At 64.2% G+C, this 22,365-nt stretch carries 19 protein-coding genes; 9 read left to right on the forward strand and 10 right to left on the reverse strand.

The features are described from left to right. On the forward strand, positions 1 to 212 hold a 212-nt coding region (locus ACESL5_RS04575; RefSeq protein WP_372591606.1), incomplete at its 5' end, for a hypothetical protein. 20 nt (positions 213 to 232) lie between these two features. Here the strand turns inward: ACESL5_RS04575 and ACESL5_RS04580 are convergent. The 4 genes from ACESL5_RS04580 to ACESL5_RS04595 all read right to left on the reverse strand — a co-directional run bounded on the left by ACESL5_RS04580 (position 233) and on the right by ACESL5_RS04595 (position 5,848). Next, positions 233 to 1,315, reverse strand: a complete 1,083-nt coding sequence (locus ACESL5_RS04580; RefSeq protein ID WP_372591607.1) for an ADP-ribosylglycohydrolase family protein — start codon at positions 1,313 to 1,315, stop codon at positions 233 to 235. 933 nt (positions 1,316 to 2,248) lie between these two features. Next, positions 2,249 to 4,252 (reverse strand): ATP-binding protein, encoded by a 2,004-nt coding sequence (locus ACESL5_RS04585; protein WP_372591608.1) that lies wholly within the window; start codon positions 4,250 to 4,252, stop codon positions 2,249 to 2,251. 430 nt (positions 4,253 to 4,682) lie between these two features. Continuing rightward, entirely contained in the window at positions 4,683 to 5,273 is a 591-nt protein-coding gene (locus ACESL5_RS04590) for a YceI family protein (protein WP_372591609.1), read from the reverse strand. A gap of 2 nt (positions 5,274 to 5,275) precedes the next feature. Then, a complete protein-coding gene (locus ACESL5_RS04595) occupies positions 5,276 to 5,848 on the reverse strand; it encodes a cytochrome b (protein WP_372591610.1) in 573 nt (190 codons plus the stop codon). Positions 5,849 to 5,957: 109 nt separating this feature from the next. Between ACESL5_RS04595 and ACESL5_RS04600 the strand changes: the two genes are divergently transcribed. From ACESL5_RS04600 to ACESL5_RS04625, 6 genes are all read left to right on the forward strand, one after another. Beyond that, positions 5,958 to 6,929: a LysR family transcriptional regulator gene (locus tag ACESL5_RS04600; RefSeq protein WP_372591611.1), complete on the forward strand. Its 972-nt coding sequence runs from the start codon at positions 5,958 to 5,960 to the stop codon at positions 6,927 to 6,929. Positions 6,930 to 7,023: 94 nt separating this feature from the next. Then, positions 7,024 to 8,085 (forward strand): Fe(3+) ABC transporter substrate-binding protein, encoded by a 1,062-nt coding sequence (locus ACESL5_RS04605; protein WP_372591612.1) that lies wholly within the window; start codon positions 7,024 to 7,026, stop codon positions 8,083 to 8,085. Beyond that, positions 8,076 to 9,800, forward strand: coding sequence for an ABC transporter permease (locus ACESL5_RS04610; RefSeq protein ID WP_372591613.1), 1,725 nt, complete (start codon positions 8,076 to 8,078; stop codon positions 9,798 to 9,800). The genes ACESL5_RS04605 and ACESL5_RS04610 overlap by 10 nt, the downstream gene beginning before the upstream one ends. Positions 9,801 to 9,842: 42 nt before the next feature. Further along, positions 9,843 to 10,922: an ABC transporter ATP-binding protein gene (locus tag ACESL5_RS04615; RefSeq protein WP_372591614.1), complete on the forward strand. Its 1,080-nt coding sequence runs from the start codon at positions 9,843 to 9,845 to the stop codon at positions 10,920 to 10,922. Then, a complete protein-coding gene (locus ACESL5_RS04620; RefSeq protein ID WP_372591615.1) occupies positions 10,900 to 11,778 on the forward strand; it encodes an amidohydrolase family protein in 879 nt (292 codons plus the stop codon). The genes ACESL5_RS04615 and ACESL5_RS04620 overlap by 23 nt, the downstream gene beginning before the upstream one ends. 60 nt (positions 11,779 to 11,838) lie before the next feature. Beyond that, positions 11,839 to 16,122 carry an EAL domain-containing protein gene (locus ACESL5_RS04625; RefSeq protein WP_372591616.1) on the forward strand — a complete coding sequence of 1,428 codons (4,284 nt, stop codon included), beginning with the start codon at positions 11,839 to 11,841 and terminating at the stop codon, positions 16,120 to 16,122. Here ACESL5_RS04625 and ACESL5_RS04630 read toward each other — a convergent pair. From ACESL5_RS04630 to ubiA, 4 genes are all read right to left on the reverse strand, one after another. Further along, positions 16,109 to 16,594 (reverse strand): DsrE family protein, encoded by a 486-nt coding sequence (locus ACESL5_RS04630; RefSeq protein ID WP_372591617.1) that lies wholly within the window; start codon positions 16,592 to 16,594, stop codon positions 16,109 to 16,111. The genes ACESL5_RS04625 and ACESL5_RS04630 overlap by 14 nt on opposite strands. A 68-nt stretch (positions 16,595 to 16,662) precedes the next feature. Continuing rightward, positions 16,663 to 17,010 (reverse strand): hypothetical protein, encoded by a 348-nt coding sequence (locus ACESL5_RS04635; protein WP_372591618.1) that lies wholly within the window; start codon positions 17,008 to 17,010, stop codon positions 16,663 to 16,665. A gap of 142 nt (positions 17,011 to 17,152) precedes the next feature. After that, positions 17,153 to 17,614: a c-type cytochrome gene (locus tag ACESL5_RS04640; protein ID WP_372591619.1), complete on the reverse strand. Its 462-nt coding sequence runs from the start codon at positions 17,612 to 17,614 to the stop codon at positions 17,153 to 17,155. A 120-nt stretch (positions 17,615 to 17,734) separates the two neighbouring features. After that, positions 17,735 to 18,595: a 4-hydroxybenzoate octaprenyltransferase gene (gene ubiA / locus ACESL5_RS04645; RefSeq protein WP_372591620.1), complete on the reverse strand. Its 861-nt coding sequence runs from the start codon at positions 18,593 to 18,595 to the stop codon at positions 17,735 to 17,737. A gap of 98 nt (positions 18,596 to 18,693) precedes the next feature. On the opposite strand from ubiA, the gene ACESL5_RS04650 reads away from it, so the two are divergent. Beyond that, entirely contained in the window at positions 18,694 to 19,269 is a 576-nt protein-coding gene (locus ACESL5_RS04650; RefSeq protein WP_372591621.1) for a gamma carbonic anhydrase family protein, read from the forward strand. A 27-nt stretch (positions 19,270 to 19,296) separates the two neighbouring features. On the opposite strand, the gene ACESL5_RS04655 is transcribed toward ACESL5_RS04650, so the two are convergent. Next, positions 19,297 to 20,289: a metal ABC transporter substrate-binding protein gene (locus ACESL5_RS04655; protein WP_372591622.1), complete on the reverse strand. Its 993-nt coding sequence runs from the start codon at positions 20,287 to 20,289 to the stop codon at positions 19,297 to 19,299. 239 nt (positions 20,290 to 20,528) lie between these two features. On the opposite strand from ACESL5_RS04655, the gene ACESL5_RS04660 reads away from it, so the two are divergent. Beyond that, complete coding sequence (locus ACESL5_RS04660; RefSeq protein ID WP_372591623.1) at positions 20,529 to 21,200, forward strand: metal-dependent transcriptional regulator; 672 nt, start codon at positions 20,529 to 20,531, stop codon at positions 21,198 to 21,200. 22 nt (positions 21,201 to 21,222) lie between these two features. Here the strand turns inward: ACESL5_RS04660 and ACESL5_RS04665 are convergent, their stop codons facing one another. Further along, positions 21,223 to 22,350, reverse strand: coding sequence for a TRAP transporter substrate-binding protein (locus ACESL5_RS04665; RefSeq protein WP_372591624.1), 1,128 nt, complete (start codon positions 22,348 to 22,350; stop codon positions 21,223 to 21,225). Positions 22,351 to 22,365 lie beyond the last annotated feature (15 nt).

Genomic DNA, 22,365 nt, shown 5'->3' on the forward strand with positions numbered 1-22,365 from the left:
CGCGGCAGCGATCAGGCCCGCAGGGCCAAGGCGTCGGGGTGTCCTTCTTTTCGTCGGTTTTCTTGGACAAGCAAGAAAACCGACTCGCGCGCCAAGCACGGCGGCCAATCAGTGCCGACTTGAGCAACCGGCGCGTGAAATCATTCCATCGCATTTCATCACGCGGCAATCCCTTCGAGGGCCAATTTTTTGTTCATCGCACGTCGGCGTGAAAAGCCATCATGGAAGACTTTCAGTCTGCCACCGCCGAGGCCACTTGCTCGGCCCGCTGCTGCAACTCGCCAGCGTTTTCCAACCCGTCGATAAACCGCTGGGGAATTCCGCTCAAGCCCACCTGTGCCCCCGTAAGCGCACCGGTCAGCATCGCCCGGGCCATGTTCTGGCCACCGCCATTGACCGCGTGCAATACCGCCGCCTCAAAATCGTCTGCAAATTTTGCCGAGAGGTAGTAGGCAGCCGGAAGTTGGTGATAAATGGCGCACGGCATGCCGTACACCAGAGAGACCTTCCAGGGCGGCTCGATTCGCACCCCGGGATCGGCAGCCGCTGCTGCTATGAAAGACGCTGTCAGCAGTGCATCGGGCGAGGCAAAACGGCCTGCCCGGGGCGGGTCCGGCTGGCCCGGCTGGGGCGGCTGAAGATCATCGCTGGTCACAGCATGAAACGGCAGATCACCACTTTTCACCAAGGCCATCAACTTACCGGAGATTTCCGCATCCAGGCGTTGCCCCTGAACCAGCTGGGCCAGCAGCGCACCGTACGCCACGGTCATGGCGACCACCGTTTCGTCCACCTGCGTCAGTGCGGTGTTGTCGGCAATGGCGGCAGCCAGCTTTTTAGGCTCGAATGCATAGCGCACGGCAATGGCAAGCGTGCGCTCGATGGCCTCGGTGGTGTCGGCGTGGCCACCGACTTCACCCCAGGGCAAGCCGTGCTCGACACGTTTTCGCCAGGCATCGCGGATGGATTGGCTGGTGTAACCGCCGGGACCAGAGGCCGGGGTGCCATCGAGCAACGGGAAGAGGTCGTCATCCAGCCGCCGGCAGAAATCACCTTCGTCGTACCCATTCGCCTCGACCAGGGAACGCAGCGTCAGGTCGAGAATGACCCCCGCCTGGGAGAGCTGGCCTGCCTTGAGGCCCTCGTGGTATCGACCGGGCTTGGGGTCGGTGTAACCGTCGATCCAGTCGCCGTAGTCCCGACGCAACTCGTCGAGGTTGTAGTACCAGTGCGGACCCAGCGCCAAGGCATCGCCGATAAAGGCTCCCATGATCGCGCCGGCGGCCCGGTTCTGGATATCGTCGCGATTGGTCATGGGGCCTCCGACGGTGATTCGGTAAAGACGTCTCCGGCTATCGCTTACAAGCGTAGTCGCCACTCGGGTGGACATCCATCAGCCGATCGGGAGGGCATACCGGGGGAGAATCGTTTCGCACGCCGGTTGCACAGAGTGACCATGGGCTAACGCCGTGCCCGGCGCGCGAGCCCCTTTTCTTGCTTGTCCAAGCCAAGTTATGGCTGTGGGGGCGAAAAGAAGGACAACCCCACGGCTTGGCCCTTTCGGGCCTTCGAGGCCGGACAGCGTCCGACCTCGAAGCCTCACGACCGCCGGCTGGCTCGGGGCCGGCTCGACGCGACGTCGTGTCGCGCTGAGCCTCGGAGCGACGTCCATGTCGCTCCGACCCCGGCCACCCGCCGGCCGTGAGGCAAACCGTCAAGGGGCGAAAACCTTCGTTCACCGCCGTGCCGATGCACTCAGAAAAGCGTTCTGCCCCTTTTCTCCTGCCCCTTTTCTAAACGCGCCAACGGCGTGTGCCCAACCATAAACCGCACCAAGCAAATTATTCATGACACCGAGTTATCAGGCTCGACTGTCCCCTTCGCCCTTGCCGAGCGGCCGGGGTGCCGCAGGGTCGGGGCGGCATGGACGCCGCCCCGAGGTTCGCCGCGACAGGACGTCGCGTCGAACCGACCGGTCCGCGGCACCCCGGACGGGAGGGAAGCCCGTAGGGCCAAGGCGAGGGGTGCCCTTCTCTTTGGGCACTTCCTCTTGGGCAAGCAAGAGAAAGTGCCTCGCGCGCTTGCCAAAGCGGTTTGGTAATCGGCACATGACATTGAAAGCGTGCGAAATCGAGAAACTCTTAAAGGGTTCTGACCCCGTTTCCCGCGGAGTGGCCATGAGCTGCCGCCGTGCCGACACACGCAGAAAAGTGTTCTGACCCCTTTTTACTGCGTCAAGACCTTCATGTTAACTGGACACATCGTCGACAACAGCTTCCAACTTATCAAAATAGATCCTTAATTGATTAAAGTCCGTATCGCTAATTCCTTTGGCGTGGGCATCTGGCCTTCCTATCCTATTGATCTCTTCGAGCATAACTTCAAATTTCGCCTTACCCATATCGAAAATATTTTCAAAAAAGGACCAATCTCTTTTTACAATATTTATAAGATCAAGAAAAAAGAGCGGCGAAGACTCTTTGCTAAGGAGGTCATCAAGGCCATGGCCCGACAAGCTACCTCTCCGACCCTCAGGAATCGCGGACGTTACAGCTGTGTGAGCCTTACTTCGCCCTTTCGTTATGATCAACGTGTTCCTTATAACACCTCTTAAATTTTTCTCAAATCTATTACGTCGCACTGATATTTCCTGAACTTTTTCTTCTGGCGACATAGACAGTGGTTGCCTATCATGCTTATGCCTCAATAATTCAGATAAATTCTCTATGTTAAAGTAGTAACCTGATGCACCCTTGTTGATTACACCATAACCGATCAAATGGCGCACCAGAGAATGATCTGATTCAGCAAGGGAATGAAAACTTTCGAAGTCATTATTCGCTAAGAACTTAATCATCTCATATTCGTCTGGATACCAGTCAATGAGAACTCTGAGCATCATATCCAGGTAGCCTTTCGAGCTCGAATAAAACTCTTCTTTTGCCTTTCTGTATAAGGTTAAATCGACGTCCGTAGGTCGCTTTTTACTGGACAGCTTATGTATATGACTGCATACCTGTCTAATGAGAAATGGATGACCTCCAAAATCCTCTTTAAGCTTAGCTGTAATAAGGCCATCAAATCTCAACCCCATGTAATTGCCAAGCTTACGCACCATTTCTGAGACTTGATCAACGTCGAAAAGAGGGACGTATTGGCTCGGCATAGAGGCATATATTGGGTTGTCATGGCCCTTAATATGTGACGCCTCAATACAACCAGGGTTAGTCCCAACTAACATATAGCAGAACACTTCTGGATATTTTTGATAAAATCCTCGAAGAGTTTGCCAAAAATACACGAAATCTTCCTCATCATGCCAATGTGACGAAGAGGCCGTACCTGGCGTTATTCGTTCGATTTCATCAAAAATGAACAAGGTTCCTTGTCTTTTTTTAGACTGATAAATTTTTATAATATCTTCTTCAAAACTATCTGCAGCGTTCTTTTCGGAATAACGACCCTCAGTTGAAATTTTTAACCTCGAATCCTTTTCCTTGTGATAAAGCTTAACAAGCTTTTCCAAAAGCTCATTCCACCTAAGCAGATGTATCGAGGGGCTTTCACAGTCTATTGAAACGACTTGATCATTATTGACAGCAAGCTTCCTCTCCAATGCGTATACTATTGATGTCTTCCCACTTTTTCTTAAGCCAAAAAGACTGGTATGTTCGCCAGAATGATATCTATTAACGATCTCTGTGATTAGAGGATTTCGACCAAAGAAGTACAGGTCGCGTTTCAGAGGAGACAAAAACGAAAAAAGGTCTCGAGAATAGAAATGTTTTCTGAACTTATTCTCCAGAACATTTACAGCATCACCCTTAATCATATCATGATACGAGACAGGAATTATTATTTGATTTTCGGGGTCAGATTTTAGAATATTTTCCACTTTATCTTCAACATTATCAGCTTTCGACAAAAGCACTCCACACATAGTTTCTGTGCGAAGCTTAGGAAGCCTTCGATATACTTCATCGAAAAAATCAAGTGATCGTGGTTCGAAATTGGGGTAGTCGCTTAAGACACAGACAACCTCGCGCTCAATGTTAAACATCTCAGATGTACGTTGAGATGGCTTCATTAAAAAATAGTTATATTTAGATTTTGCAATATATATCTCTTCACCTGAATTAGTCATATACCAATCCCGAGAGAGTTTCTCCAATATAACTCTTTCTTCTCCATTAAATCTGGATAAGTTAAACTGCTTGTGAAACCCTGGATTAGTAATGCTTTTGTCGATCATAGTTCATTCCACTAACCATGTAATTTTGAGCAATTGCTAACGGCCGAAAGCACCAGCGCGTCAGCGTGCGGTGACTTTCTTTGTCAGGCCTTCTTCCTCCATCTCAGGAAGGCTCCGAGAAAAGGGGTCAGAACCCTTTTTTGTATCGGCCATGGCCTCAGGAACGGGGCGTCTGCACGCCCGAGGTGCTTGATGGCCCCTTTGATTCGGTGGGCGTGCGTCCTTGCCATTCGAGGCGCTCCTTTCTGCCGACGGGATGGGGCTCTGGCGTTGCCCCGGCGTCCCGCCATTCGTGGTGTCCAATTTGCAGGCTATCGCATATAGGTAACGGAATGCACGGCACGGGATGGCGGGTTGAAAATAAAAACGCCCCGACAGGATCAGTCGAGGCGTTTGATGGTGCGTGCAGCCGTGTCGGTTAGGGAATGACCTACTGCCGAACACCCTCCACCGACAACGTCACCTCGGCCGTCGTCGCCGCCGGCCCCAAATCGTAATCGATACCGAAGTCCTTGAGCGTGAGCGTGGTGGTGCCGTGGAAACCGGCACGGTAGCCGCCCCACGGGTCGTCGCCCTCGCCGATCTTCTCGGCCTCGATCTCGATCTCCTTGGTCACGCCGCGCATGGTCAGATCGCCGGTGATGACGAAGCCGTCGTCGGTCGACTCGATGCCGGTGCTCTTGAAGGTGGCTTCGGGGTATTCCTTCACGTCGAAGAAATCGTCACCGCGCAGGTGCTTGTCCCGCTCGGCGTGGTTGGAGTCGAGGCTGGCCATGTCGATGGTCACGTCGACGCTGGCATCCTCGATGGCACCGTCCTCGTACTCGAAGCCGCCCTCGAAGTCGTTGAAGCGGCCGTAAAGCCAGGAAAAGCCGAGGTGGTTGATACGCCACTCGATGAAGGCGTGCTGGCCTTCGGTGTCGATGACGTACTCGGCGGCCTGCGCGGAGACCGGCAGGGTGACGGCCGGGAGGGCAATGGCACCGGCAAGCAGTGCGGCAGACAGTTTGCGGGGGAACATGGTCATTCTCCTTTCCTCGTGGGTGAATCGATATCCCCGGGACGCAGCATGCGCATCAGCGTGCCGTCCCGGTCGATGAACTGGTGCTTGAGTGCGGCGGCCGCGTGGAGGCCGGTCAGCACGATCACGGTCCAGGCGAGCCAGAAGTGCACGACTCCGGCCACGTCCTCCTGGTCCGGCAGGTCGGCGACGGTCGCCGGCACGGAAAACAGGCCGAAGACGTCGATGGCGCTACCGTCGGCCGTGGAAATGAGGTAGCCCGCTACCATCACCGCCAGCAGGAGGGCGTACAACGCCCCGTGCACGAGGCGGGCGGCGACACGCTCGATGCGACTGCCGGGCAACGCGGGCGAGGGATTGATCCCGCGCCAAACCAGCCGACCGACGACCGCCAGGAACAGCAGCACGCCCACGGCCTTGTGAATGGCGGGCGCCTGGCGGTACCAGGGGTCGTAGTAGGTCAGTTCCACCATCCATAGCCCCAGGCCGAACAGGCCGAAGACCACCAGGGCCACCAGCCAGTGCAGGGTGATCGCCACCCAGCCGTATCCCTTCCGTGTATTGCGCCAACGCATCTCGACTCGTACCAGCCTCGTCTTCGAACCTCGAACTGGATTCTGGTCGTTGCCCGGGTGGATTTAAACCACTAATCTCTCAAAACACTGTTGCCCAAAAGAGAACAATATGGACCGTTTCACCGCCCTGGCCACCTTCGTCCGCGTGGCCGACACCGGCTCGATCAGCGGCGCGGCGGAACGGATGGACGTCGCCAAGTCGGCGGTCAGCCGCCGGCTGCGGGACCTGGAAAGGCACCTGGGGGTAGAGCTGTTCCACCGCAGCACCCGGCATCTCGCGCTCACCTCGTCGGGCGAGGCGTTCTACCACCGCGCCCGACGCATTCTCGCCGACCTCGACGAGGCCGAAGAGGCCGTCACCCGCGAGCACGGCGAACTGACCGGGACGCTGCGCGTCGCCGCCCCCCTGTCCTTCGGCCTGATGCATCTCCAGCCGGCCATCGCCGCGTTCATGAACGCCCATCCCGGCGTGGAATTCGACCTGGACCTGGACGACGACGAGATCGACCTGGTCGGCAAGGGCTTCGACCTCGGCATTCGCCTGGCGAGCCTGCCGGACTCCACCCTGATGGCGCGCCGTCTCGCCCCGATCCGAAACATCGCGGTCGCCAGCCCGGACTACCTCGCCCGGCACGGCACCCCGACGCACCCCGCCCAACTGGCCGACCACGAGTGCCTGGTCTACAGCAACGTCCCCGAAACCCGTGTCTGGGGCTTCACCGACGAGCGGGGGCGCTGGCGACCCGTGCGCGGCCGGCGACGCCTGCGGGTGAACAACGGCGACTTCTTGCGCGAAGCCGCCATCGCCGGCGCCGGCATCACCATCGAGCCGACCTTCATCCTGCACCGGGCCATTGCCGACGGCCGCCTGGTGCCGATCCTCACCAACGTGGGCTGGCCGGAGATCGGGGCCTATGCCGTCTATCCCCAGACCCGCCACCTGTCCGCCCGCGTGCGTGCGTTCATCGACTTTCTCGCCGAGCGGTTCGCCGGCGAGCCCTACTGGGACAGCGGACTCCCGCTGGCGACTGCTCCCGCCGGCGCTGAGGCGGGATATCAATCGAAGTTGGACTGGGAATGATTCTCATTTGACACGTGGATTTCGGCTCGCTATCGTGACGCCCATTGATCGAGTCCCATCCAACACCGGCGCCCTTTCCGCGAGAGGTACGAACATGACACGCTTGATCCGATTCGCCGCCATTGCCCTGGCCGCTTCCGGCCTGACGCTGGCCGGCTGCAGCGATTCCGACAACCCGGAAACCGGCACTGGCGCCGAGCAGGGCGCAACCTCGATCAACGTCTACTCCGCGCGCAAGGAAGACCTGATCGCCCCGCTGCTGGACCGCTTCACCGACGAGACCGGTATCGAGGTCAAGCTGCTGACCGCTGGCGCCGGCGCCCTGCTCTCCCGCCTGGAAAGCGAAGGCCGCAACACCCCGGCCGACCTGCTGATCACCGTGGACGCCGGCAACCTGCACCGCGCCAAGGAGGCCGGCGTGCTCAAGGCGGTCGAATCGACCGAGCTCGAAGAGCGCATCCCGGCCAACCTGCGTGACGTCGACAACCAGTGGTTCGGCCTGTCACAGCGCGCCCGGGTGATCTTCACCCACAAGGAGCGTGTCGAGGACGGCGCGATCACGAGCTACGCCGACCTGGCCGATCCGGCGTTCAAGGGACGGATCTGCATTCGCTCCTCGGACAACGTCTACAACCAGTCGCTGGTCGCCTCGCTGATCGCCGCACACGGCGAGGAGTGGACGGAAGAATGGGCCAAGGGCCTGGTGGCGAACATGGCACGCAAGCCGCAGGGCGGCGACCGTGACCAGATCCGCGCCGTGGCCGCCGGCGAGTGCGACATCGCCGTGGCGAACACCTATTACTATGGCGCGATGCAGAACGGCAGCGACACCGACCGCGCCGCCGCCGAATCCGTGCGCCTCATCTGGCCGAACCAGGACGAGCGCGGGGCGCACGTGAACGTCTCCGGCGCCGGCATGGTGGCTGCCAGCACGAAGGACGAGGCAGTCACGCAGCTGCTCGAGTTCCTGACCACCGAGGCCTCCCAGGAGTGGTACGCCCAGGTCAACAACGAATTCCCGGTGCGCCCGGGTGTCCCCGCCTCGGAGACGCTGGCGAACTGGGGCGAATTCAAGGCCGATGACCTGAACCTGTCCCGCCTGGGCGAACTCAACCCGCAAGCGGTCCGCCTGATGGACCGGGCCGGATGGCAGTAAGACCCGACGGCACCACCGCCGTACTGACCGACAGGCCGCCTGCCCTTCGCGGGGCAGGCGGCCTGTCCGCGTGGAAGTCGGGCATGATCCTGATCACCGCGCTGCTGGCCATCCCGCTGGCGGTGATCGTCGCCTCGGTGTTCTGGCCGGACAAGTCGACCTGGTCGCACCTGGCCGACACGGTACTGGCCGACTACGTGATCAATTCCGCCCTGCTCGCCGTGGGCGTGGGTCTGGGCACCTTCGTCATCGGCACCGGCACGGCCTGGCTGCTGTCGGTCTGCGAGTTCCCCGGGCGGCGGGTGTTCGAATGGGCGCTGCTGCTGCCACTGGCCATGCCGGCCTACATCATCGCCTATACCTACACCGGCCTGCTCGACGTCGCCGGACCGGTGCAGTCCGGCCTGCGAGCGGTGACCGGCTGGTCGGTGGGCGAATACGCCTTCCCCGAGGTGCGCTCGATCGGCGGGGCGATCGTGATGCTCACCCTGGTGCTCTACCCGTACGTCTACATGCTCTCGCGGGCGGCCTTCCTCGAGCAGTCGGCGAGCGCGCTCAACGTGGCCCGTTCGCTGGGTCTCAACCCCTGGCAGATGTTCCGCCGCGTGGCCCTGCCGCTGGCCCGGCCCTCGATCGTCGCCGGGCTCTCGCTCGCGATCATGGAGACGCTGGCCGACTACGGCACGGTGCAGTACTTCGGCATCCCGACGCTGACCACGGGCATCTTCCGCACCTGGTTCGGGCTGGACGACACCATCGCCGCCGCGCAGCTATCCGCCCTGCTGCTGACCCTGATATTCACGGTAATCATCATCGAGCGGCTCTCCCGGCGCCAGGCCCGCTATCACCACCACGGCCACTGGCAGGTGCGACCGTCGTTCCGGCTGGGCCGGGGGGCGGCGACGCTGGCGTTCATCGCCTGCGCCCTGCCGCTGCTGTTCGGCTTCGTCCTGCCTTCGGCCCAGTTGCTGACCTGGGCGATGGAAGTCACCCCCACCCGCGATCTGGGCGAGTTCGCGCTGCTGGCGGGGCGCTCGCTGGGGCTGGCCGGGCTGACCGCCCTGCTCGCCCTGCTGCTGGCGCTGTTCCTCGCCTACGGCCATCGACTGATGCCAGGAAGGCTGACCTTCACCATCAACCGCATCGCCGGCATGGGCTACGCCGTGCCCGGCACGGTGATCGCGGTCGGCGTGATCATCCCCTTCGCCGCCTTCGACAACGCCATCGACGCCTGGGCGAGGGCGCAGTTCGGCTTCGGCACCGGGCTGCTGCTCTCCGGCACCCTGTTCGCGCTGGTGTTCGCCTACCTGGTGCGCTTCCTCGCCGTGGGGCTGAACACCGTGGAAGCGGGACTCGGGCGCGTGCGCTCGAGCATGGACGATGCAGCCCGCTCGATGGGAACCTCACCGGGCATCACCCTCTGGCGGGTGCATATCCCGCTGATTCGTGGCAGTCTTCTCACCGCCGCCCTGCTGGTGTTCGTCGACGTGCTCAAGGAGCTGCCGGCGACACTCGTGCTGCGGCCATTCGATTTCAACACGCTGGCGGTCAGGGCATTCGAACTGGCCTCCGACGAGCGGCTGCGAGACGCGGCCCTGCCGGCTCTGGCCATCGTGGCCGCCGGCCTGATCCCGGTCATCCTGGTCAGCCGTTCGATCACCCGCGCGAGAGGACATGAAGGCACAGCCAACAGCCGAGGGGCCAACGATGAATAGTCCGGCGGCGCAGCCGGTTTCCCGCGTGGAGGCATGCCGGTCGTGAGCGAGCGCCTGAGCCTGGTCGACCTGACGGTGCGCTTCGGCGACACCGTCGCCGTCGAAGACGTCAGCCTCAAGTTGCCGACGGGCGTGATCGGCTGCCTGCTGGGCCCGTCGGGCTGCGGCAAGACCTCGATCCTGCGTACCGTGGCCGGCTTCGAGTCGCCCAGCGCGGGCGTGGTGCGCCTGCACGGCAACACCGTGGCCGGTGCCGGCTGGGGCCACCCCCCCGAGCAGCGTCACGTGGGCATGATCTTCCAGGACCTGGCCCTGTTCCCGCACCTGACCGTGGCGGACAACATCGGCTTCGGCCTGCCGAAGAAACCGGTCGACGCCCGCCGCAAGCGCGTCGCCGAGCTGCTCGACCTGGTCGGCCTGCCCGGCATGGGGGCACGCTATCCGCACCATCTGTCCGGCGGACAGCAGCAGCGCGTCGCCATCGCCCGGGCCCTGGCACCGAAACCCGAAATCCTGCTGCTCGACGAGCCCTTCTCCAGCCTGGACGTGGAGCTGCGCGACACCCTGCCGCGCGAGCTGCGCGACATCCTGCGCGAGGCGGAGACCACCGCCCTGCTGGTCACCCACGACCAGGCCGAGGCCTTCGCCATGGCCGACATCGTCGGCGTGATGCAGGCCGGGCGTCTGCACCAGTGGGACACCGCCTACAACCTCTACCACCGTCCCGAGACGCCGTTCGTCGCCGACTTCATCGGCCAGGGCACGCGCATCGGCGGAACCATGGTGGGCCCCTGCCGCGTGAAGACCGAGCTGGGCCTGCTGGAGGGGCAGGTCTCTCACGAGTATCCGCCGGGCACGGAAGTCGACGTGCTGGTGCGCCCGGACGACGTGATCATCGACCCCGACGGCATCGGCGTGGCCGAGATCGAGGAGCGCGTCTTCCGCGGCGCGAACTTCCTCTATACGCTGAGGCTGCCCGGCGGCACGCGGCTGCTGAGCCTTGCGCCCAGCCACGACCACTACGCGCCGGGCGTGCGCGTCAACCTGCGCCCGGCCTTCACCCACCTGGTACTGTTCCCGCGGGGCAAGGGGCACGATCATGCCGATTCGGACGACGACTGAACGACTGGCCACCCTCCTGCTGCTCGCGAGCGCCCTCCCCGCCGCGGCGCAGACGCCGCTGTTCGACGCCCACCTGCACTACCAGGCCGAGCAGCGCGCCGAGATTCCACCGGAAGCGATCATCGCCACGCTCGTCGACAACGGCATCGAGCACGCCGTGGTCACCAGCACCCCGCCCGAGAACGCCCGGCTCCTCCACGAACTGGCTCCCGAGCGGATCATCCCCTTTCTCGGCGTCTACCGTGATGCCTCGGACAAGCCGGTCTGGATGCACGACGAGACCCTGCCGGGCCGGGTGGAGGCCTGGCTGGAAGAGGGCGACTGGCGTGGCATCGGCGAGCTCCACATCTTCGGCCCCGACCGAGACAGCCCGGTGCTAGAGCGGCTGGTCGAGATCGCCGCCGAGCGGGACCTCGTGCTGATGATCCACGGAGACCTGGCCGTCATCGACCGGATCTTCGCCATCGAACCGGACTCGCGGGTACTCTGGGCCCACCTGGGCGACCAGCCAGACCCCACGATCCTGCGCGCGGCCCTCGCCCGCCATCCCCACGGACTGTTCATCGACACCTCGGTCCGGGACGAGCGCTTCCTCGATGCCGACGGCCAACTGCTCCCCGAGTGGCGGGCGCTGTTCGTCGACCATCCCAACCGCTTCGTCGTCGGCGTGGACACCTACAGCCTCAAGCGCTGGCAGCGGTTCGGGGACGCCGCGCGGACCATCCGTCAGTGGCTCGACCAGCTGCCGCCCTCGGTGGCCGGACGCATCGCGCGGGAAAACGCCCGCGAACTGCTGCTCGATCCGTTGGCACTCGACGCCCCGGAGGCATCGGGACAACTGGACTTCGCCCGCTGATTGGACCATTCTTTCTGGCCGGGCCGGTTGGCCACAGGCTGAACGCATCAGGTCAGCGACGTGAGCCGACCGACCGGCGATCCCGGAGCAACCAGTGTTCAGACAATCGGCCACTCGATGAAGGCGCGCGACGAACAACCCCTCTCCCCGACGCGCCGCGGCTCGGCCTCACCGCTGACCATCACCCTGCTCTATGTCCTGTACGCGGGCCTGTGGATCCTGTTCTCCGACTGGTTGCTGGAACTCCTGATCGAGCCCGAGAAACTGGCACGATTCGGCCTGTTCAAGGGGTTGGCCTTCGTCGGGGTCACGAGCCTGCTGCTCTACCTGATGCTGCGCTGGCTCATGCCCGGCGCCGCTCGCCGGCCCGCCTCCGTCCGACCGTCACGCCATCGACCACGAGCCTCGGTCCATCTGACGGTGTTCCTGGCCAACGTGGCCGTGGTGGGCACCATCGTCGCCGGGGTGTATCTCAACCGGGCGCCGGCGATCATCGCCAACGGCACAAGCCAGCTGGCCGCCATCGCGGCCCTCAAGGCGGATCAGCTCTCCATCTGGCTCGATGAACGCGTCGGCGACGGGCGGGTGCTGCAGAAATCGAACGACTTCATCCGCGAGGTCGAGCGGGTGGTTTCCGGGGACGGGGACCAGGCCGAGTCGGCCCGCGAGGAGTTGGTCAACCTCTTCGCCGCCATGACCGAGGCCTACCGCTACGAGGGCCTGGCCCTGTTCGCCCCCGATGGGCAGCAGTTGCTAAACCGCGGCATCGAGACCTTGCCGGCCTCCATCGATGCCAAACTGGCTCGCACCGACGGGGCCATCGTCCGCCTGCCCCTGGCTTTCGACAGTCATGACCACCCGCACATGGACTGGCTGGTGCCGATCCCGCTGGAAACGCCGGCGGGGGAGCGGCGGCATGCCTGGGTGCTCATGCGCACGAACCCGGAGCTCACGATCCTGCCGCTGGTGCACCGGCCGGTCAGCGGCCATCTCACCGCCCGGACGTTCCTGGCCAAGGCCGAGAGCGAGCACGTCCTGCTCCTCGCTCCCGACGAACCGGACAACCCGGCCGACGCCTGGCCCAGACAGCCCTGGGACGAAAGCATGTTCGAGCGGTCCGACTTCCGCGCCGGCACCGTGGCACGTCCATTCGAGGGCGTGAACGCGAAGGGCGCGGCGGTCATCGGTGCCGCGCAGCCGGTCCCCGACACCGGCTGGCAGGTGGTCTCGACCATCGAGCGCGACGAGGCGCTCGCCCCGTTGCGCCAGGCCCTGGCTCTGCTGGCCCTGGTCGCCTTCTTCCTGCTGACGGTCATGGCGATGGCCCTGCTAATGCTCTGGCGGCGGACGCGCGAGAGCGAATCGCTACAGCTGCTGGCCCGTACCGCCGAACAGGATCGCCTGCTGCGCGTGTTCTACGACATGCCGTTCGTCGGCATGGCCATCACCTCGCCGGAAAGCGGGCGCATCCTGCAGGCCAACCCGCGCATGGCGGAAATGCTCGGTCACCCCGGCAAGACACTCACCGGCAAGCGCTGGTCCGAGCTGCTGCAGCATGCCGAGGGACCCGACGAGGCCGCCGAGCGGCAGGAACTCCTGGCCGGACAGCGGGAACAGTACCGGCATGAATACACCCTCATGCGTCCGGATGGCGAACCGGCCTGGATCCAGTTCGACATCCGCGCCACCCGGACCGAAAAAGGCGAAGCGGAATACCTGGTCGCCACCGCCGAGGACGTTACCGAACGCCGGCAGGCCCACCTCGCGCTGCAACGCCAGAAGGATCTCTACGACTTCCTCTCCCAGACCAACCAGGCCATCACCCGCTGCCGAACGGCCGACGAGCTGTTCGCCACGGTCTGTCAGGTGGCCGTCGAACACGGCCGCCTGGCTTTCGCCTGGATCGGCCGGATCGACCCGGATACCGGCGCGGTCGTGCCGGTGGCACGCTTCGGCGACGAGACCGGCTACATCGACAAGATCGAGGTCAGCGTCAACGCCGACGAGCCGGCCGGCATCGGGCCGGTGGGTCGTGCGGTACGCAAGGGCCGGCTGGAAGTGGTCAACCACTTTCAGACCGAGGACGACACGGCCGTCTGGCACGACCCCGCCCGCGAGGCCGGCGTGGATGCCGTGGCCGCCTTCCCGATCTACCGCGGGGGCGAGGCGGTCGCCACGATGGCGCTCTACGCCGAGTCGACGGGCTTCTTCGACGAGGCGATCCGTACCACGGTCGACGACCTGGCCGCGGACCTCTCCTTCGCACTCGACCACTTCGACCGCCTCAAGGACCTGGAACAGGCCCGCGAGGCCGTCCGCGCCAGCCCGGCGGTCCTGTTCCGCTGGCTGCCCGAAACCGGCTGGCCGGCCGACTACGTCTCGGACAACATCGAGCAGTGGGGCTACGCCGCCGAGCAGTGGTACACGCGCGAGATCCGCTTCGCCGACATCATCCATCCCGACGACCTGCCCACCGTGGAGCGCGAGGTCGAGGACTTCCTCGATCAAGGGCTCAAGCAGTACCGGCAGGAGTACCGGCTGCGCATGGCCAATGGCGAGTACCGCTGGTTCGAGGACGTCACGCGGGTCCACAGCGACGAACAGGGGCAGCCCCTGTGGCTCGCCGGCGTGGTCACCGACATCCAGGACCGCCACGAGATCGAGGAGCACGAGCGCCTGATGGCCAAGGTGATCGAGAACACCCACGAGGGGGTGCTGATCACCGACCGCGACCAGGTCATCATCGAGGTGAACCCGGCCTTCACCGAACTGACGGGCTACTCGGCCGACGAGGTGGTCGGACACACGCCCCGCGTGCTCGAGTCGGGCCAGCACGGTCGTGCCTTCTACCAGGACATGTGGGCGTCATTGCAGTCGCACGGTCACTGGCAGGGGGAGATCTGGAACCGCCGCAAGAACGGCGAGATCTACCCCGAGATCCTGAGCATCAGCGCGATGGCCGACCGGGATGGATCGATCAGCCACTACGTCGGGCTCTTTGTCGACATCACTCGGCAGAAGGAGAACGAGTCCAAGCTCGACTTCCTCGCCCACCACGATCCGCTCACCGGCCTGCCCAACCGGTTGCTGCTGGTCGCCCGACTCGAGCAGATGATCGAGGTCGGCCGGCGGCGGGGCGAGAACGTCGCGCTGCTGATGATCGATCTCGACCGCTTCAAGGACGTCAACGACAGCCTGGGCCACGTGGCCGGTGACCAGTTGCTGGTCAAGGTGAGCGAGCGGCTCAAGGCGCGCTTCGACGAGGCCGACACCATCGCGCGTCTGGGCGGCGACGAATTCGCCATGGCCCTGTCGGGCATCGACAGCGCCGAGCAGGCCGGGGAAGTCGCCGGTAGGGTCATCGCCGCCCTGGGCGAACCCTGGGAGCTGGCCGGCGACCAGCACGTCCGGATACTGGCCTCGGTCGGCATCACGCTGTTCCCCGACAGCGCCGAGACACCCATCGAGCTCCTGCAGCAGGCCGACACGGCACTCTACCGGGCCAAGGACGAGGGTCGCGGCACCTTCCGCTTCTTCTCCGACGAGATGACCGACGCGGCGCGCGACCGCATCGACCTGGAGTTGCAGCTTCGCCGGGCGATCGACAACAACGAGCTCCGGCTGGTCTTCCAGCCGCAGATCCGTGTGGCCGACAGGCGACTGCATGGCGCCGAGGTGCTGGTTCGCTGGCAGCACCCCACCCAGGGACTCATCGGTCCGGAACGCTTCATCCCCGTCGCCGAGACCACCGGCCTGATCTGGCCGCTGGGGGCGTGGGTGCTTCGCGAGACCTGCCGAATCGGACGCCGGTGGCTGGACGAGGGCCGCGACTTCGGTCGGCTGGCCGTCAACCTCTCGCCGCACCAGCTCCGCCACGGCCGGGTCGACCAACTGGTCGCCGAGGCACTCGAGGAAAGCGGACTGCCCCCGGATCATCTCGAACTGGAACTGACCGAAAGCGCGATCGTCCGGCGCGAGTCGGAGGCCCGCCGCCTGATCGACCGGCTGCGCGGCATGGGGGTGCACGTGGCCCTGGACGACTTCGGCACCGGCTACTCGTCACTCGGGCAGTTGCGGCAGTTTGCGCTGGACGTGCTCAAGATCGACAAGCGTTTCGTCGACCTGATCGAAGAGCCCGACGACGGCGGGCAGATCGCCCGCGTGATCCTCGAGCTCGGGCATGCCCTCGGGCTCGAGGTGGTGGCCGAAGGGGTGCAGAACGCCGACCAGCTGGCATTCCTCGCCGCCCATGGCTGCGACGTCTACCAGGGTCACCTGGAGAGCCGACCGCTTTCGGCGGAGGCCTTCGCCTCCCGCTATTTCGGGGAGATCAGAACAGGGTGACCGGGTGATAGCCCTGCGACTGCCAGCCGATCATGGCGACGAAGCCATCGCCAGTGAGATCAAGACCCTCGAACAGCGTGTCGTTGTCCACGCCGAAGACCTCGGTCGCCACGGCACAGACTTCCAGTCGCACGCCCAGGTCGGCCAGCCGCGCCACCTCTTCCTCGATGCGCATCAGCACGGCCGGATCGGCCACGTCCTCGCCCGCTGCGGTGGACAAGAACTGTACTGTCGGGCCGATGAACACGATCACCAGATCCGGGTCGACGCCCTGGCGGACGAAATTGGCGTGCGTGCCCCGGATGACCTCCAGGTAGAAGGCGGTCTTCTCCGCTTCCGTGAAATCGATCTGGAAAACGCCCTTCGCCTCGGTGATCCCGGCCAGTGCCGCGGCATCGTCGGCCGCGACATCGGCCTGCGCCTGGCCGATGCCCAGCACCACGGTGAACAACAACAGCAACATCGCTCGCATGATGACTCTCCCTTGCATGAAATCCCGACAACAGTTAGCAGGTTAATGACCGGCCGGCAACGTCATGGTCATTGCGACGACTCGGACAGCGTCACGGTGGTGGCCCCGTCGGGCCGGTCGATGTCGAACACGGCCTCGATGTACTCGGCGTCCTCGTTCTCCGGCGTCGGGTCGTTGGCACAGGCACAGCCGGCCACGAGGCTGGAAAAGAACAGGCCGGCATGCACGCGGACACGCTCGTCGGTGGATTCGGTCCGGATCACCATCGCGGAGAGATCGTCGCCCAGGGCGACGCTCCCCCGGGTCATGCCCTGCTGCAGGGGCAACTCGTCGAGATCGACCCTCGCGAGCTCATCCTTGAAGGTCTCCGCGACCCGCTCCGGACTCGCGGATGCGGTACGGGGCATATGGAACATGGGTGCACCTCCGGCCGATGGCCCCAGGAATGGTCTATCCCGGGAGGATAGCCCAGGCTCCCCGCCCCCGTAGGCCCCAACGCGAACAGCCCGCCATGAGGCGGGCTGTCAAAGTATCCGTGGCAGGCGGAACCCGCAGGGATCAGTCGTCGCGACGGAAGTCGTCGTGGCAGGCTTTGCAGCTCGACCCGACGTCCTTGACCGCGGCGGCCAGCTGACGCTTGTCGCCGCTGTCGGCCGCCTCGACCAGTTCGGAAGACGTTTCCTCGAACTTCGCCACCTTGTCGGCGAAGGCATCCGGCTCGTCCCAGATCTCCGTCAGGGCGTTCGTCTCGCCGGCCATCGCGTCCGTCCCCTCGGGGAAGAGATCCCCGACCAGCGTGCTCATCATCTGTACCACCGCGGCGTTCTTCTCCACCGTCGCCTGGTCGTACTCGATCTCGCCCTTGAGCATGTCGGCGATGGGGCCGAAGTTGTTCTTGGCCACCTGGAACACCGCCTGGCGGTACTCGATGACATCGGCCGGGTCGGCCGCCTGGGCGACACCCTGGGTCGTCGCGACAGTGGCGGCAAGGGCGATCGGAAGGATGAGCTTTCTGAACATGCGGGAAACCTCCATTTCACTGTTCGGGCTGGACTGCGATCGGTTCGGTAGCCCTCTAACCAAGTCTCGAGTCTAGACCAGACCGGAGTCGCAATTCAGCCCGGGATGGAGACACGCCCGTCACAGGAAGCCGGCAACGAACGCCAGCATCACGATCGCCCCGAAGACGTTGTTGCGCCGGAAGGCCAGCACGCAGGGTTCCAGTTCGCGCGAACGGGCCGTGCGCACGATCCACACCGCGCTGATCGCCGCGATCCCCAGCCCGGCGAAGTACGCGAGATTCAGCTCGGCGGACAGTCCGACGGCCACCAGGAAGGCCAGCGCCCAGACATAGGAGAGGGAAACGGCGGCGAGATCGTACCGACCGAAGAGGATGGCCGACGACTTGACCCCGATCTTCAGGTCGTCCGGCCGGTCGGCCATGGCATAGAGGGTGTCGTAGGCCAGCGTCCAGCCGATGTTCGCCAGCAGGAGCAACCAGGCGACCGGAGGCACGGTTTCGAGGTGGGCGGCGAAGGCCATCGGAATCGCCCAGCCGAACGCCAGCCCGAGGTGCACCTGGGGAAGGTGATGAAAGCGCTTGCCGAAGGGGTAGGTCGCCGCGAGGATCACGGCCACCACCGACAACGCGATGGTGGTGGCATTGAGTTGCAGGACCAGCAGAAACGACACCCCCACCAGCGCGGCGAACACCCCGAGGGCTTCGCGCGAGCTGATCCGCCCGGTTGCCAGTGGCCGGTTGCAGGTACGGGTGACATGCCCGTCGACGTGCCGGTCGGCGTAGTCGTTGATGGCACAGCCGGCCGAGCGCATGGCGATCACGCCCATTGTGAAGATCAGGAAGATCCAGAGATCCGGCCGGCCCTCGCCAGCCACCCACAGCGCCCAGTAGGTGGGCCAGAGGAGGAGGAAGATACCCACCGGCCGGTCCAGCCGGGTCAAGGCGAGATAGGCACTGGTTTTCTCGGCAATCAGCGACACGGCATGACCTGCATGTTCAATCGGATCCTCGCGACTTGGACACGGCCGTGCGGCATCGGCCCTTCCCTGTTCCGGCTTCCCGTTCCCGTTACGATAGAATGCGCGGCACGAACCGCATGACCGAATCCGAGGAAAACCCCAAGATGATACGCAATTTCCAGGAACAGCTCCCCAACGTGGCCGAAGACAGCTGGATCGACCCGACGGCCGTCGTCATCGGTGACGTGGTGCTCGAGGAAGGCGTCTCGATCTGGCCATGCGCCGTACTGCGCGGCGACGTCCAGCAGATCCGCGTCGGCCGGCTGACCAACCTGCAGGACGGCGTCATCGTGCACGTCAACCAGCCCTCCGGAAAACACCCCCAGGGCATGCCCTGCCGGATCGGCGAGGAGGTCACCGTCGGCCACCGTGCCATCCTCCACGCCTGCACCATTGGCAATCGCGTCCTGGTCGGCATGGGGTCGATCGTGATGGACGACGTGGTCGTCGAGGACGAGGTCGTGATCGGGGCCGGCAGCGTGGTCTCGCCGGGCAAGGTGCTCGAGAGCGGCAACCTGTACCTCGGTACGCCGGCACGCAAGGTACGGCCACTCACCGACGAGGAGCGAGACCACCTGACCGAGTCGGCCAGCTTCTACCGGGAACTTGCCCAGGATCATCGTGCCGGCAGCTGACCGCGAGCCCTCGGCCAACGTCCCGGTCTACTCGATCTCGCCCTCGCCCGCCGCCGGCAGCGGGCGCAACCCCAGCATGATGTCGTTGACGTTCTGGCGGAACATGCCGATATAGGTGCCCGTCGGCCGGTTCGCATCACCGAGCCACAGGCCCGTCAGCGCCGGCGCCAGCTCGACCGAACCGGGAACATCCTCGCCACGGTGCGCCTCGAGCCACTCCTCGATCGCACCGTCACCGGCACCATCGACCCGGAACACGTTGGCCGTCTCATTCTGCTCGATCAGCTCGATCGCCTCGTCGGCGTCTTCCTCGCGGGTGACGTCTAGCAACTGGAAGTGGTAGTCCTTGGCGAAATAGGCAAAGACGTCGTTGTCCGTGACCAGGATCCGCTCGTTGCGCGGCAACTCCTCCATCAGGCCCTCGGTCTCGCGCATCAGCGATTGCAGCTCGATGTTGATGCGCAGGCGGTTGCCCTCGATCTCGCCGGCTACCGGCTCGAGCTTCTTCTTCAGATTCACCGTCAGGTGGTCGACGGCGAACTGGACCAGCGACGGCGAGTGGTAGGTATGCGGATTGACCGTGCCGTCCTCCCGGATCAGGCGGAAGTCGGGGATCCCGGCGGAAAGCACCACGCGGTCGGTCTCGTCGCGCGCCTCGGCCGCCTCGATGAATGCCGGCATCAGGCCGAGCCCCTGGTAGACCACGAGGTCCGCCTCGGCGATCGATTCCCGGTCCGCCTCGTCGAGCTCATGGCCGATCGGCGACTCGCCTCGCTCGAGAACCGTCTCCACCTCGACGAACGAACCGGCGATGTTCTCCACGAGATCTGCGCTGATGGTGGTGTCGGTCACGACTGTCAGCGGCTCGATCTCCTTCTCGCTGCCGTAGCGAAGCACCTCGTCCTGCGCCTGCACGCCGACCGATGCCACCCCGGCCAGGACCAGCACCGGCAGCATGCGGCGCCAGTTTCGGACAAGGGCGCTCCCCCGGGAACACCAGCGATCAATGAATTTCTGCACAATGGGCCTCGCCTGCCTTGAAATTGAGTGCGGATGGTAGAAAGACGCGCCCGGGGGTGCAAGCACGGGCCGGTCGCGACATGCTAACGTTGAGAAACCATCTCCGAACCTCGCCGGGCCACGCCCCGGCGGATCAACGAGAGGCAACCTTGGTCGGATTCGCTCGAAGCGTCCCCGGGTCCGTTTCCGGCATCGGCCGTCCGAGCACGGAACTGTTGTCCAATCCACGCGGAAAAACCATGGCGAGTACTGCATACGAGGACTACCTCAAGGCCATCTTCAAGCTGGCCGAGCAATCGCCGGAGCCCTCCGTGTCCACCTCGGCGATCGCCGACCGGCTGGGCATCGCGCGGGCCTCGGTGACAGCCATGCTCAAGAGGCTGCATGCCGACGGGCTGATCCACTACGCCCGCTACCAGGGAGCGGCCCTCACCGATGCCGGCTGGGCGATCGCCGTGGACATGATCCGCCGCCACCGCGTGATCGAGACCTTCCTCGTGAAGGACCTCGGGGTGCCGCTGGCCGAGGTCGATGCCGAGGCGGAAATCCTCGAACATGCCTTCTCCAGCCGGCTGATCGATCGTCTGTGGGACCATCTTGGCCGCCCGGAGTTCGACCCCCACGGCGCGCCGATCCCGCAGCCGGAGCAGGCCCCGGTCGAGCGGAGACAGATGGTGGCCCTGAGCGACCTGGCCATCGACGAGGGAGCCACGGTCGTGCGTCTGGCCGCCGAGAATGCCGCCCACCTGCGCGCGCTCACGCAGGCCGGCGTGCTGCCCGGCCAGTTCGTCCGCCGGCGCGCCGGCCACCCGGGATCGGCCGACGTGATGGTCACGATCGGCCGACACGACCGCCCGCTTGCCGCCGACCTGGCCGAACGCGTCTGGACGATCCGCTCGGCCGCCGACTGAGCCGACCGGGACCGACGCCGTCCTACTCCAGGTAGCGCTGGCGCGCCTGGAGGAAGGTGAACTCCGACCCCTCGGTCCAGCCGGCCACGTCGCGACGATATTCGGTCAGTGACTCGAACACCCGCTTGGCGAACGCGTCCTTTCCCGTGATCTCGGCGAGCACCTCGTTGGACTTGTCGAACAGCGCGGCCATGATCTCGTCGGAGAAATAGCGCAGCTCGACGCCGTGCTCATCGATCAGCGTCTTGAGCGCCCGGTTGTTGCGCGCGGTGAACTCCGCGAGCATCTCGCCGGCGGCCATCCGGATCGCTCCCTCGACGATCATCTGCAGATCCTCGGGCAGTTGCTCGAAGGCCTCCCGGTTGATCAGCGCCTCCATGGTCGCCGACGGCTCCTGCCAGCCCGGCGCGTAGTAGTACTTGGCCGCTCGATGGAAGCCGAAGGCGAGATCGTTGAACGGGCCGACCCACTCGGCCGCGTCGATGGTGCCGTCGTTCAGTGCCTGAAACAGCTCACCGCCCGGGGTGTTGACCACCGAGACGCCCAGCTTGCGCAGGACCTCACCACCGATGCCTGGCAGGCGCATCTTCAGCCCCCTGAAATCATCCAGCGACTCGATCGGCTTGCGGAACCAGCCACCCATCTGCGGGCCGGTGTTGCCGGCCGGGCGCGGGATGATCCCGTGCGGTGCGTAGAGCTCCTCCCAGAGCTCGATGCCATCACCGTGGTAAAGCCATCCGTTCATCTCGTTGGCGGTCAGGCCGAAGGGCATGGCCGCGAAGAAGGCGGCGGCCGGCATCTTGCCCTGCCAGTAGTAGGCCGCGCCGTGCCCCATCTCTGCGGTGCCCGCCTTGACCGCGTCGAACACCTCCAGCGCCGGGACGATCTCGCCGGCGCCATAGACCTCGACCACCAGCCGCCCACCGGACATCTCGTTGATGTACTGCGCGATGTTGTTCGCGCCGGTGCCCAGACCGGGAAAGTTCTTCGGCCAGGTGGTGACCATCTTCCAGCGGATGGGGTCAGCCGGCGTCGGGCCGTCCGTGGTGACGGCACCGGCCTGCTCGCCGGTCTCGCTGCTGCAACCGGACAGGGCGGTGGCGGCGATGCCGGCGGCGCCGGCCCAGGTCAGAAACTCGCGCCGTTTCATGGCAGGACTCCTTGA

It is taken from the genome of Guyparkeria sp., from assembly GCF_041687595.1.
Taxonomy (GTDB): domain Bacteria; phylum Pseudomonadota; class Gammaproteobacteria; order Halothiobacillales; family Halothiobacillaceae; genus Guyparkeria.